Origin of the sequence: Pedobacter aquatilis (genome assembly GCF_032678425.1) — a bacterium.
Taxonomy (GTDB): domain Bacteria; phylum Bacteroidota; class Bacteroidia; order Sphingobacteriales; family Sphingobacteriaceae; genus Pedobacter; species Pedobacter aquatilis_B.
The window spans coordinates 244,487-257,032 of record NZ_JAVTSG010000006.1; the positions used below are offsets into that span (position 1 = coordinate 244,487).

At 40.1% G+C, this 12,546-nt stretch carries 14 protein-coding genes; 4 read left to right on the forward strand and 10 right to left on the reverse strand.

Annotation, left to right across the window (positions count from 1 at the left end):
* Positions 1-84: 84 nt before the first annotated feature.
* The 10 genes from R2Q16_RS17780 to R2Q16_RS17825 form a co-directional block, all read right to left on the reverse strand.
* On the reverse strand, positions 85-582 hold the full coding sequence (locus R2Q16_RS17780) for a nuclear transport factor 2 family protein (protein WP_316739020.1): 498 nt from the start codon (positions 580-582) through the stop codon (positions 85-87).
* 170 nt (positions 583-752) lie between these two features.
* Positions 753-1,382 carry a sulfate/molybdate ABC transporter ATP-binding protein gene (locus tag R2Q16_RS17785; protein WP_316739021.1) on the reverse strand — a complete coding sequence of 210 codons (630 nt, stop codon included), beginning with the start codon at positions 1,380-1,382 and terminating at the stop codon, positions 753-755.
* A complete protein-coding gene (gene modB / locus R2Q16_RS17790; RefSeq protein WP_316739022.1) occupies positions 1,379-2,050 on the reverse strand; it encodes a molybdate ABC transporter permease subunit in 672 nt (223 codons plus the stop codon). The genes R2Q16_RS17785 and modB overlap by 4 nt, the downstream gene beginning before the upstream one ends.
* Before the next feature lie 12 nt (positions 2,051-2,062).
* Positions 2,063-2,833 (reverse strand): molybdate ABC transporter substrate-binding protein, encoded by a 771-nt coding sequence (modA, locus tag R2Q16_RS17795; protein WP_316739023.1) that lies wholly within the window; start codon positions 2,831-2,833, stop codon positions 2,063-2,065.
* A gap of 24 nt (positions 2,834-2,857) precedes the next feature.
* Complete coding sequence (locus tag R2Q16_RS17800) at positions 2,858-3,364, reverse strand: molybdopterin-dependent oxidoreductase (protein ID WP_316739024.1); 507 nt, start codon at positions 3,362-3,364, stop codon at positions 2,858-2,860.
* 1 nt (position 3,365) lies between these two features.
* Positions 3,366-4,469 carry a cytochrome-c peroxidase gene (locus R2Q16_RS17805; protein WP_316739025.1) on the reverse strand — a complete coding sequence of 368 codons (1,104 nt, stop codon included), beginning with the start codon at positions 4,467-4,469 and terminating at the stop codon, positions 3,366-3,368.
* 95 nt (positions 4,470-4,564) lie between these two features.
* Complete coding sequence (locus tag R2Q16_RS17810) at positions 4,565-6,562, reverse strand: TonB-dependent receptor (protein ID WP_316739026.1); 1,998 nt, start codon at positions 6,560-6,562, stop codon at positions 4,565-4,567.
* A 40-nt stretch (positions 6,563-6,602) separates the two neighbouring features.
* A complete protein-coding gene (locus R2Q16_RS17815; RefSeq protein ID WP_316739027.1) occupies positions 6,603-7,499 on the reverse strand; it encodes a helix-turn-helix transcriptional regulator in 897 nt (298 codons plus the stop codon).
* A 196-nt stretch (positions 7,500-7,695) separates the two neighbouring features.
* Positions 7,696-8,424, reverse strand: a complete 729-nt coding sequence (locus R2Q16_RS17820; protein WP_316739034.1) for a carboxymuconolactone decarboxylase family protein — start codon at positions 8,422-8,424, stop codon at positions 7,696-7,698.
* A gap of 17 nt (positions 8,425-8,441) precedes the next feature.
* Positions 8,442-8,888, reverse strand: a complete 447-nt coding sequence (locus R2Q16_RS17825) for a cupin domain-containing protein (protein ID WP_316739040.1) — start codon at positions 8,886-8,888, stop codon at positions 8,442-8,444.
* A gap of 313 nt (positions 8,889-9,201) precedes the next feature.
* On the opposite strand from R2Q16_RS17825, the gene R2Q16_RS17830 reads away from it, so the two are divergent.
* From R2Q16_RS17830 to R2Q16_RS17845, 4 genes are all read left to right on the forward strand, one after another.
* Positions 9,202-10,296, forward strand: coding sequence for an alpha/beta fold hydrolase (locus tag R2Q16_RS17830; RefSeq protein ID WP_316739042.1), 1,095 nt, complete (start codon positions 9,202-9,204; stop codon positions 10,294-10,296).
* A 27-nt stretch (positions 10,297-10,323) separates the two neighbouring features.
* Positions 10,324-11,232 carry a helix-turn-helix transcriptional regulator gene (locus R2Q16_RS17835; protein ID WP_316739047.1) on the forward strand — a complete coding sequence of 303 codons (909 nt, stop codon included), beginning with the start codon at positions 10,324-10,326 and terminating at the stop codon, positions 11,230-11,232.
* A 178-nt stretch (positions 11,233-11,410) separates the two neighbouring features.
* Positions 11,411-11,884, forward strand: coding sequence for a (2Fe-2S)-binding protein (locus R2Q16_RS17840; protein WP_316739049.1), 474 nt, complete (start codon positions 11,411-11,413; stop codon positions 11,882-11,884).
* Between the two features lie 8 nt (positions 11,885-11,892).
* Entirely contained in the window at positions 11,893-12,525 is a 633-nt protein-coding gene (locus tag R2Q16_RS17845; protein ID WP_316739052.1) for a hypothetical protein, read from the forward strand.
* Positions 12,526-12,546 lie beyond the last annotated feature (21 nt).

Here is a 12,546-nt window from a genome sequence, read left to right on the forward strand (position 1 = left end):
GCCAGCCAGATCAGTTGTGCAGATCATAATCTGGGATATTAGTTTCGGTTATATTAAAAGTAGCGATTTTCAAATTGAATTTCTCTAATTTTTTGGTGCTTCAGTTACTCCAGGAATCTTAACAGGTCTGGAAAGTTTCGAAAAAGTCAAAGAGCCCATTTTCCACTTCCCCGATTCCTTGATATAAACCTCAGTGACCATAAATGGGTTAACCACTTCATTCTGGCCTACTACCGCGACAAGGTCTATCTCATTTAATAAAATTGCTACATTCTCAAAAATATTTACAGATGCTGAGTAGACCTCTGCCTTTTTATACCAGATCATACCACTTTTAATAACATTCAATTCCCGGGATTTTCCCCAACTCCCACCCATATGCACGAACATTGCTTTGTCATCGAAAAAAGTCTTTAATGTATCTACTTTCTTGTCTGACATCCAAGTCCACTTTGCTTTAGAAAGGTCTAAAAGTTCCTGTTCAGCTTTACTTGGGGCAGGCTTGGCTGCTGCCGGGGTTTGTCCGTAGCGTGTTCCTGTTATGAGCAGGAGCATCGCCATTCCAAAAATTATTTTTTTCACGCTTTCCGTTTTGGTTAAATGTTATCTGTCAACTCAGGCTTTGCAGTTCCTGACAGTTATAAAGATAAAACCGGTAAAATAATTAGAGGTATATGGATTCCTGATTCTTCTACCAAAAACACGGATTTAAATCTTTTCGATCGGGAATAAATTCTTTTCAATTGAAAATACTATTCTTCAATCCCATTTAGAATATAAGACTCGGAAGGATAATACTTTAACTCATTCTCCTGATGGCTGACCAAAAGGACAGTAATCTGTAATCTTTCAAGCAATGGTATAAGCTTACTGATCAACCTTGATTTCAATTCTGAATCCAGCGCCGAGAAAGGTTCGTCCAAGAGTAGTAATTTCGGTCTCGTCGACAAGGCCCGAAGGATTGCAAGTCGCTGCTGCTGTCCTCCGGACAGCTGTTTCGGATAGCGCTTTGCCAGTAAACTCAACTCCCCCATTTCTAATAATTCATTTATATAATCAGTATCATCAGTTCCAAAACGCAGGTGTTTTTCAACGGTCATATTGGGAAATAGGGCATAGTCTTGAAATACAAACCCAACGCTTCGGAGCTGAACTTTTTTGGAAAAGGCGGTTTGCCCATCGTACCAGGGATCTGTATCAAAACTAATATTCCCCGAATCTGGTTGTATGAGGCCTGCCATTATTTTCAAAAATGTGGTTTTACCTATTCCGGATGGCCCAACGATGTGCGTGAGGGTATTGAGGTGAAATTTTGTATCCACATCCAGGTTTAAGGTTCCATACTTACCTCCGATTTTTTTCTTAATCTGAACCTTGATCATTCGAAAGGACTTTTTACCGCATTTCTGTTGATGACAAAGACGCTAATGACTATAATAAAAGTAATGGCAAATAAAATTAATGCATAGGCGTTTGCAGAGGCATAGTCCATGGTTTCCACTGCATCATAGATGGCTATAGAAGCTACCTTGGTTTCTCCGGGAATATTGCCTCCAATCATCAGCACTACACCAAATTCCCCTAACGTGTGCGCAAATGTCAGCACAGCGGCCGTGAAAACCGAAGGTTTGATATTTGGAAGAAGAACATGGAAAAATGTCTGAATTTTAGTTTTCCCCATAACATAAGCGGCCTCTGCCATTGATTTTGGCAAATGTGAAAAGGCAGCTTTCAAAGGACTCACCATAAAAGGTAAACTATAAATAACTGACGCTAGGATGAGTCCTTTAAACGAGAATACAAATTGCAAATCAAAATTCCTGTGTAGCCATCTCCCAAGACTGTTATTAGGGCTAAAGGCTAAAAGCAGATAAAAACCTAAAACTGAAGGGGGCAGTACCAAAGGCATGGTAATTAGCGCCTCGCTAATTAGCTTAAAAATATTTTGTTTTCGCGACAGCCAATAAGCGATAGGTATGCCAATGACCAGCAATATTAAAGTTGTAATGATAGCCAGTCTGATGCTGAGCCATATAGGTTCCATATCCATTGATTCTCAGGTTTATTCAGGCAAATGATAACCGCTGCTGCGGATTATTTTCTTTGCTGCTGCTGAGGAAAGGTAGTCATAAAATTTCTGAGCCCTTTCTAGTCCAGTCTTTTTTGCAAAGGAAAGCAAAATTACGCCCTGTTCAATCTTACGGTAACTTTTAGAATCAACTCTTACCCAATTAAGTTTGGATTGGCTGGCTGTTTCGTACAAAAAAGCTTCAGTCGTAAATCCTAAACCCACAACACCTGTCTGGATATAGGAATTTACCTGCGAAATACTTTCACCGAAAACGAGCTTACTTTGCACAATTTTATCCAACTGATAAAAACTTAGGGATTCCTCGGCTGCCCTGCCGTAAGGTGCAGTCTTTGGGTTTGCAATGGCTATTTTATTAATCTTTCCAGACTTAAGCAGACTTTGCCAATCTTTTATATTTCTAGAAAACTGCCCACATACAATTAAGCTTCCCAAGGCATATATCTTTGTTTTACTGACTCCAAAGCCATCGTTATATAGCTTTTCAGGAAACTCGGTATCTGCGGAAAGAAAGATTTCATAAGGTGCCCCATTCATGATTTGGGTTGTTAATTTGCCGGATGCGCCAATAATAACTTCAGATTCAATTCCGGTGCGTTTTTTGAAATCGGCCTGCAGCTTTTTAATTAGCCCCTGAGCATTTGCGGCAACGGCAATACGAAGTTTCTGGGCCAATAACTGGTCAGTTGCACTTAATAAAATAACCAGTGTTAACAACGGGAATGCAAATCTTAGTCTGTTCATGGGATTAAACTTAGTGATGTAAATTTATTTTGCGAAACCGATTTTAATACCGGTCACCTGCTTGATACACCTTGCCGGGCGTTTGTCATTCTGCACGATGACCCGAAACGGACCATCAGCTGCCGGCAAGAGTTTATTGTCAATGCTATCAGCAAGTATAATCTTGTCATCAGAAAATTCTGAATCGAGTTCGGCCAGGGAAAAAAGTACCTGATAACCGTCACTTGCCTCAACAACCACATATTTAGCCAGGTTTTCGCCCCGAAGGTCTTTTCCCATGGTAGCTCCTGCCTGGGTTAAAAGCATTGACAAGGAAACACCAGAGTAAATATGATCTTTATTGTCCCTGTCTTTTCTGGAAACCTCAATCCTTGTCATTTTAGCCAGGTCGGCCAAGGTAATCGTGATTGGTGTTTTTACCTCCCCAGAGATCTTGATGGATGCTTCAGTCTTTCCCTGAGCAAAACCAGATGTTAGGATACCGGTTAAGGTTAAAAGTTGAAAAAGTGCGGAAAGGATATATTTTTTCATGTTAGTGTTTATTGAAAGGATTTGAAAATTTAGGATTGCTAATAAATGTTGAATCGGTTAAGGTATTAAGAAAGGCCACAAGGTCTTTTTTTTCCTGAGGTAAAAGTTTTACAGGTATTGCACCTTTTACATTAGATTCATTCTGTAAAAAAGCGCTAAGTGCATTCGAGAACTGCACATGTTCGCTATAATGTTCAATAACCTCTTCCAGGGTAGAAAATCTCCCATCATGCATATATGGTGCAGTCAGCGCTATGTTGCGAAGGGTTGGCACCTTAAATCTTCCTTCATCGCTTTTTGCACCGGTGATCCTGCCAATACCCGTATCCTGATAGATACTATCTAAACCATTATTGTGAAAAAGCTCGAGATAAGTTTTCGCTTCCCCATGGCAATGGGTACAATTTGCACCTCTAATGGATTTATCTGGATTCGGTGCGGTATTAAAAAGTATCATTCCCCTCATCTCGGCGGGTGAGAGCCTCAAGGTTTGATTCAAATATTTATCGTACTTAGAATCTGCTGAAATTAATGTTCTTTCAAATTGGGATAGTGCCTTAAAAATCCGATCACTTGTGATTCGCTCATCGCCATAAACCTGTTTGAAAAGGGGTGGATAGAAATCAGTAGACTGGAGTTTTTTAACTGTTGCAGCTAAAGACTGCCCCATCTCATGTGGACTGGTCATTGGGAAGCTTGCCTGATCTTCAAGGGTGTTTGAGCGGGCGTCCCAAAAAAACTTACGGTTCCATAATAAATTGACCAGCGCCATGCTATTCCGCTCCGTATTCACGCCATCAACACCAGTACTGAATCGCTTACCATCTGTAAAGGCCTTATCCTGCATGTGGCAGCTGCCGCAAGAAATGGAATTATTTGCAGACAGGCGGACTTCGTAAAAAAGCCTTCTACCCAGATATACGCCTTCTTTAGTCGTTAAATTATCCTCCGGAACATTTATCCGGTTGCCAAAATTGGCGGGAAAAACGAAATCATATTTACCTTTGCTAAGCCCCTCCTCTTCATATTTAAGTGATGACAGACTAAAAAGTGCCAGAAACAGCAGTAGTACACCTGAAATAAGCAAGAATTTATTTTTCTTCATTTTTTTTCCAGTATTTCTATTAAACTGTTTTTGACAATATCTTGGCTAAATGGATCATCAATCTTATCAAAGATAAAATGCTTTATCTATATCTTCTAATAATTGAAAATCAGATTTGCAAAATAGTTTCTGCCTTGTTCTGCAAAACCCTCTACCAAAGTATAATTTCTATCAAAAATGTTATTTACACCCCCTTCTATGCTGAATCCTTTTGGTAATTTCCAATTTGCTTTCACATTGGTCAGGTAAAATGCCCCTGATACCGTACCATAACTTGTACTGTACCTTTTGGAGTTAAATTCTTCGGAGGCTAGGATGTACAATTTTGAAACAGGATGGTATTGCAAAGACGCGAAAACCTTGTGATTTGGAACATCCGTAAGGTAAATCTGCGGTGCTGAAAGATTGTTTCTTTTGATGTAGCTATAATTGACATCTGCCCGGAGATTAGAAAGCAAGGCATAGCCAGCTGCAAATTCCGCCCCATAAAATTCTGCCCTTCCAACGTTCTGGATTTGCGACTGGTTGACATTGGTAACAGGGTCACGGCGAACGTTATTAACGGTTTGGATGCTATTGCCTATCTTGCTATAAAATCCTGAGATATCTACAGAAAGCTTTTCAAAAAACAGTGCATGATAACTTAAATCATAATTAAGTGCATTTTCAGCCTTCAGGTCCGGATTGGGGATTGCCGTTCCGAAGCGATAGGAATACCTGTCTTTAATCGTTGCAAAACGGGTTTTTCTCGCTACTGAAAATGACAGTGTATTACGCTCCGTAAAATCGTATTGAATGAGCCCCTGAATATTCCAGGCATCGTTACTATTTGCAGGCAAATCAGAAATCACATTACCCGTAAATTGCTGGGCCTGTGTACTGCGGCGGTTATTATAGGCTAACCCGGCATTTACCTTTAATGCTGATGTAATATGATAAGTATCCTCTAAACCAACGTAGAAATTATTGTCAGCACTCCTTCTAATGGGCTCGCCCGCATTATGTTCTTTGTGAACATCTTGTTTGAACTGACCGACCACACTAAAAACGTTGTTGCTGATGTCAGTATTTTCAAATACAATACTATTCCCAAGTGTATAATCATCATAATTACTCGTAAAAGCATAACCACGTGTCATGGTAGTATAAGTGGCATTATCATAGCTATTTAACTGGTTTATGAATTTATCATAGAACCAACGGGTTTTAATGACATTAGTCGCATTGAGTTTGTTATTGCTCAGCAGATAGATGCCTTGAGTATCCCATTTAGGCCACTGCCAATACCTTGGATTTCTCAATAGTGAATTTTGGGTATCTGCTCCTGCATAAACCGGTGTACCTTTTTTTCCATGATGATAATTATATCCTATGGCATACTCCTGTGAAGCAGAAGGTGTAAAGCCGACCTTTCCACTCAAATCAATATCATTATTATAGGCATTATCCCGTCGCCCTCCGTCTTCAGTAGCAACTGGCTTAAAATCCTTTGATAGCGGAAAGAAATCTCTTTTTAGTTGTGAAGCGGAAAGCTGATAATAAAATTTACCAAGCGTTCCACCTATATTGGTATTTAACCGGTATCCACCACTCAGGTATCCTGCTGCTGCATTCAGTTCCAGGGATTTTGAAGGCTTCCTGCTGATCAGATTAATGGCACCACCTTCAGCATTCGGCCCATAAAGAATTGATGAATATCCCTTTGCAACAATTATTTCCGAGAGATTAAAAGTATTGTAACGGGCCAGGTCGACATAGCCATCGTAAGGAACGTACAATGGAACCCCATCCAGATAAATAGGTACCTGCCTAAGATCAAAGCCCCTTACATTCACTGCAGATTCATTTCTTGGGCCGACCGCAGTAAGGGTGATTCCCGGTAAAAGATTTAATGCATGGGATACATCATATCTGTTATAGAGATTGAGCTGTCCCGCATTTAAGCGGCTGGAACGCAAACTGTCACGAATTCCTTTTATATTAATCTGGCCTAACTGGAAGGAACGTTGTGTGGTATCAGCAACCTGCGAAAAGGAGTTTAGTGAAATAAAGGACATGCAGATAGCATATGCCAAAATTTTGATCTTGTACATAGTATGGATATTGATGGTTTATTTGCTGGATTTTTGGAATTTAATTCAGTTTTCGGTACTCATTTGGTGAATAGCCTACGCGCTGCTTAAACACCCTGCTGAAATGTTGTGGATATTTAAAACCCAGTTCATAAGCGATCTCATTTACAGTCTTCTCAGAGTCAAAGATTTTCTCCTTAGCCAGGCTAATCGTTTTAAACTGAATCACTTCCAATGCGGATTTTCCTGTTTCCTTTTTTATGAGATCTCCAAAGTAGTTTGCCGAAAGATTTAGCTGGTCTGCGCAATAATTCACGTTCGGCAGGCCAAGCAATTGTGGTTTATCACTCTTAAAATAGTCATTTAGCAGTGTTTCAAAACGGGCAACAATACCTTTATTTACATTATCACGAGTAATGAACTGCCTGTCGTAAAAACGCGTGCAATAATCCAGGAAAAGCTCGATATTAGCAGTTACCAGTTTTTTACTGTGCTTGTCTATATTCTGTTCGAGTTCGTACTGAATTTTTAAAAAGCAATCTAAAATAATATCACGTTCCTGTACCGAGAGGTGTAGTGCTTCACGAACCTGATATGAAAAGAAGGAATAATCATTCATATGCCTACCGAGCGCCGTACCATGCAATAAGTCCGGGTGAAATACAAGTGCGATTCCTTGCGGCTGATAAACATTTTCAGGATTATTTTCACCAATTACTTGATCTGGCGCTAAAAAAATCAGTGTTCCTTCCTCGTAATCATAGTAATCTAGACCATATCTGAGATCGCCACACTTAATCTGCTTAAGGAAAATGGTGTAAAAACCATATGCCATTCTTCTCGACTCTCTTGGAGAAGCTTTTGATAAATCTACGATACTTACTAACGGATGTAGCGTTTGGTGATTATTAAAATCATTATAACTGGATATCGAGTCGAATTTTAATATAGCTTCCATGTGGGATTGATTAAATGATTTACAAACTTAAGATATGTAATGGGCTACCAAAATATGAGGTTCCCAATCAGTAATTTTGGTATAAGATTCAGTAATTGGTATAATCTGTAATTGTTTAGCGTTTGTCGGAAAGAATGCCGAAACATCCGTTCCGGCTTCGACCGCTTTACCTATGAAAAAAAATTATGATTAAACTTTACTTATTATTTGCGCTTGCAGCCAAAACCTTGTTTAAAACCAGTGTTCCGGCCGAGGCCTCATTTGCTCCGATGAGTTTACCGACAATCTTTAACATTTGCTGAAGCTGACTGCCAGTCAAACCATTGGTCAAGCTTAAGCCTAAATGAGCCTGTAGTTGGGCATCTAAGCCGCCCATTGATGCAAGTGCAGATACCGTGACCAGCTCGCGATCCTGGTAACTCAATATGCCCCTGCTGAAAATATCTGCAAATAGGTGCTCTTTTAAAAAGATTTCTATGACAGGAACATATTCTGCATAACCTGCTTTTTGCCCCTCTGGTCTTCCTGATAACTTCTCCAGATTGTTCTTACCCAGTTGATACCTGCTCATCGTTGTATCTAAGGGAATCGCTTCCTTTCCGATCAGGTCAGTCTTGCCATTTGCCTTACGCTCATCAGCAACTTTCTTTAAGGTGTTTATTGCGTTTAAGCTGCGAGGGAAGCCTGCATATGCGGAGAGTTGAATAAATATCTCTTTTGTTTCATTTATTGTTAACCCACCATCAAGTCCGGAAGCCAGCTCACTAGCCAATAATACCTGGTTGCCTTTTGCTCCCAATGCGGCAATACCAACAATGCGCTTCTGCCTTTCGTTCAATTCCAGTTCGGAAGTTTGAGAAAAAACTTCACCGCTACCCACGATTAGCGTAAATACTGCTATAATTATTTTTTTAGTTTTCGTCATCTTAAATTTTTGTTTCGCTATTTCTGATAAACATCGTCTCCAACTTTTTCTAACCAGACTACCTTGCCTTTATCCGTATTTGGACCAACAGCCAGATGTGTCATTGCGCTATCCTTAGAAGCGCCATGCCAATGCTCGACGTTTGGAAGGCAAGTAACAACCTCCCCTTTCCGGATCAAACGCTTTGGCTTTCCTCTTTCCTGATAAAATGCAGTTCCTTCTGTAATCATTAATATCTGCCCGCCGGGATGCTTATGCCAATTTGTTCTGGCTCCAGGCTGAAAACTCACGTTTCCCATCGTACAATCCAAAGGATTCTCGGCAGAAGTAAGCATTTTTACAGAGACTTTTCCAGTAAAATTTGATTCTTGCCTACTTACTAATGATTGCGCTTTTAGGTTATAACAAAAAGGAAGAATAGCAAGCATGGAAAGTATAATATGTTTTCTCAAAAGGAAATCCATTTTTTTAAACTGGTTATAAATTTTAAAGCTAATTTTAAGAGATCTGAAATAACGTTTACACAATTGACAATTATGATAATTTCAGCTCCCGCTAATCTGATGATACAAATATCAAAGATTTTGGAACCCTGTAATGATACATATTACTGAAAGTTCTACCAAAAACCTCGATTTATCTGTTTGAAAGCCTATAAAAAAATCTTTCTAAGGTGAAATTGGTAGATGATTCAGTGATTTATATACTTGCCTGGTGATTAATGTTTGGATATTTGTTGTAATAAATCCAAAAGCATAATATTTATAATTAACAGCTATGATCAAATCCAATAAGAAGAAAACCTTTCCGATAAAAATGCTGGGATACCTTGTACTTTCAGTGATGATGGCTTGTAGCACTGTTAGGAAAAATTCTGATTCGGCAATTATTCCAATTAAAAATCAGGGAAGTTTTGCAGTTGGTGGATCAGTAATCAAAAATCCTGGAGTTTTTGACCCGATCAAGAGAACGCCCGAAGGACAGACATATCACGGAGACCACGCATATATTAATTACCAGATTCCTGATAAAGCCAGAAAACTTCCCTTAATATTCTGGCATGGCATTGGGCAGTTTTCCAAAACCTGGGAAACAACCCCTGATGGTAGAGATGGATTTCAGAATATCTTCTTAAAACGTCGGTTTGGTGTTTACCTGATCGATCAGCCAAGACGTGGAAATGCCGGACGCAGCAATGTGCCGGCAACGATAAATCCAATCCCTGATGAACAGCAATGGTTTGGTGTTTTTAGGGTTGGTGTTTGGCCGAATTATTACCCGGGAGTTCAGTTCGCTAAAGATGAAGAAACACTCAATCAGTATTTCAGGCAAATAACACCAAATATTGGTGATTTTGATACCGAAGTTATTACCAGCGCTATTGATAATCTATTCAAAAAGATAGGTCAGGGTATTTTGGTTACACACTCACATTCCGGGGGATTTGGCTGGGCAACGGCAATCAAAAATCCGAATATCAAAGCAATTGTATCTTATGAACCCGGAAGTGGATTTGTGTTTCCTAAAGGTGAAGCTCCGGCATCAGTCGCCAGTTCGGCGGGACCGTTAACACCTAGTGAGGTCAGCAAAGATGATTTTCTTAAATTAACTAAAATTCCAATTATCATTTATTACGGTGATAATATACCGCAGAAGCAAATTGCCGAACCCGGGGCAGATGGTTGGAGGGCAAGACTGGAGATGGCAAGGCTCTGGCGAGATATGGTAAACAAATATGGAGGCGATGTAACAGTGGTGCATCTGCCGGAAATTGGTATTAAAGGCAATACACACTTCCCGTTTTCTGATTTAAATAATCTTGAAATTGCAGACTTGATGTCCGATTTCTTAAAGAAAAAGGGTTTGGACTAATACCAGAAAAATATCAAACAAAAGAATATGGTGGAGCTCATCAAAATCGACAATATTACCCAATACAATAATTTGCGGGGAATTGAAACCTTGCATCCCTTGGTGACTGCGATAGACGTTTCAAAAGCAAAACAACTAAGCCCCGGAAGGTACCAGTTTAACCTATACAGTATTTATTTAAAGGAAAAGAAATGTGGGGACTTGTTTTATGGCAGAAGCCATTACGATTATCAGGAAGGAACAGTGGTTGCATTGGGACCCGGTCAGATTGTAGGAATTCCAAATGAGGCAATAGTTGAGGCCCCAAGAGGTTGGGCATTGCTTTTTCATCCGGATTTATTAAACGGTACTGTTTTGGGTGAGCTGGTTAGTGGGTACAGTTTTTTTTCTTACGAAATCACTGAAGCTTTACACCTCTCAAAAGCTGAGCAGGAAACTGTCAGAGGATGTTTTCACAAAGTATTGCACGAACTTAGCCACGCGCTGGACAAACATAGCCGAAAGCTCATCACTGCGAATATTGAATTATTATTGAGTTACTGTACCCGGTATTACGACAGGCAATTTATCACCAGGGAAGATATGCACAAAGGCATTCCCGAGCGCCTCGAAATCCTTCTGAATGACTATTTCAATTCCGAAAGTCCAATAAACCAGGGATTGCCAACGGTATCCTTCTGCGCGGCATCACTTCATTTCTCTGCTAACTATTTCGGCGATCTCATTAAAAAAGATACCGGAAAATCTGCCCAGGAGTTTATACATGCCAAAATTGTCGAGTTCGCAAAGCTCCGTCTGATGGATCATGCCCTTCCCGTTGGCGAAATTGCATACAGCCTTGGCTTCAAATATCCACAGCATTTCACCAGACTGTTTAAAGAAAGGGTCGGTATGACCCCGGTAGAATATAGACTAAACGATTTCTCCCGAAACTAGTCGGTAAGGAATTTTTCTTTAAAGGCAAATAAACCCACGGATTGATACATCGCAATCTAAACTTATCTACCATTATTACAGATTCTGTACCAAATTCACCGATAGGCAAACACTTATCATTCTTATTTGTAAATTAGATATTAGGGTAATAAAGCTTAACAAAACATATACTCATCTTATGATTTCATTAAACGTTAATGATCACAACTTCGAAATCGAAGCAGATCCGGATATGCCGTTATTGTGGGCAATTCGGGATCTTGTCGGATTGACAGGGACTAAGTTCGGTTGCGGCGTAGCCCAGTGTGGCGCCTGTGTGGTGCATATGAACGGAGAAGCGGTCCGCTCCTGCGTGACTAAGGTATCAAGGGCACAAGGACAAAAAATAGTAACAATCGAAGGCTTATCAAAAAACAACGACCATCCTCTTCAGTTGGCGTGGAATGAAGAAAATGTACCGCAGTGCGGTTATTGTCACTCCGGGCAGATTATGTCGGCAGCAGTTTTGTTAAAAGAAAACCCGAATCCAACTGATGCCGATATAGATTTGGCAATGTCAGGAAATATATGCCGATGCGGAACTTATCCAAGGATTCGCAAAGCCATCCACATGGCCGCTGAATTATCAAGAAAAACAGCAATTACCAAATAACCTTAAATATGAAGAAACTGTTAAACGCAAACCGGGGTTTACTTAGAATGAGCTACATCTTAGGTGTTATTCTTTCCCTTGTAACATTAATGGCATTCGCCTTGGATAATGAACCAAAAAATAACAATACTCAAAAAGTGATGGTTGTTAAGGATAGTGTTGCATCTGTTGCGGCATTCAAAAAAGTGTATAGCGTGCTGATGAGCCCAAGATGTATGAATTGTCATCCATCAGGAAACATTCCATTGCAGGGTGATGACAGCCATGTACACACGATGAACCCGCAACGAGGTGTGGAAGGAAAAGGCCTTTATGCCATGAAATGCGCCAATTGCCATCAACCTACTAATACTCCAGGCAAAAACACACCTCCAGGAAACCCAAATTGGCACCTTCCGCCTGCGAACATGAAAATGATCTTTCAGGGTAGAACGCCTTACCAACTTGCTAAACAGCTCGTTGATCCAAAACAAAACGGGAACAAGGATATGAAAAAGCTATTGGAGCATGCAGATGATGGTCTGGTATTGTCTGGATGGAATCCGGGAGAAGGTAGAACACTCCCACCGATGAGTCACGCGGAATTTAAGAAAGCCTGGACAACCTGGCTTACCACCGGTGCTTATGCACCAAAAAAATAATAGCTTCTTTAAAATCAGATA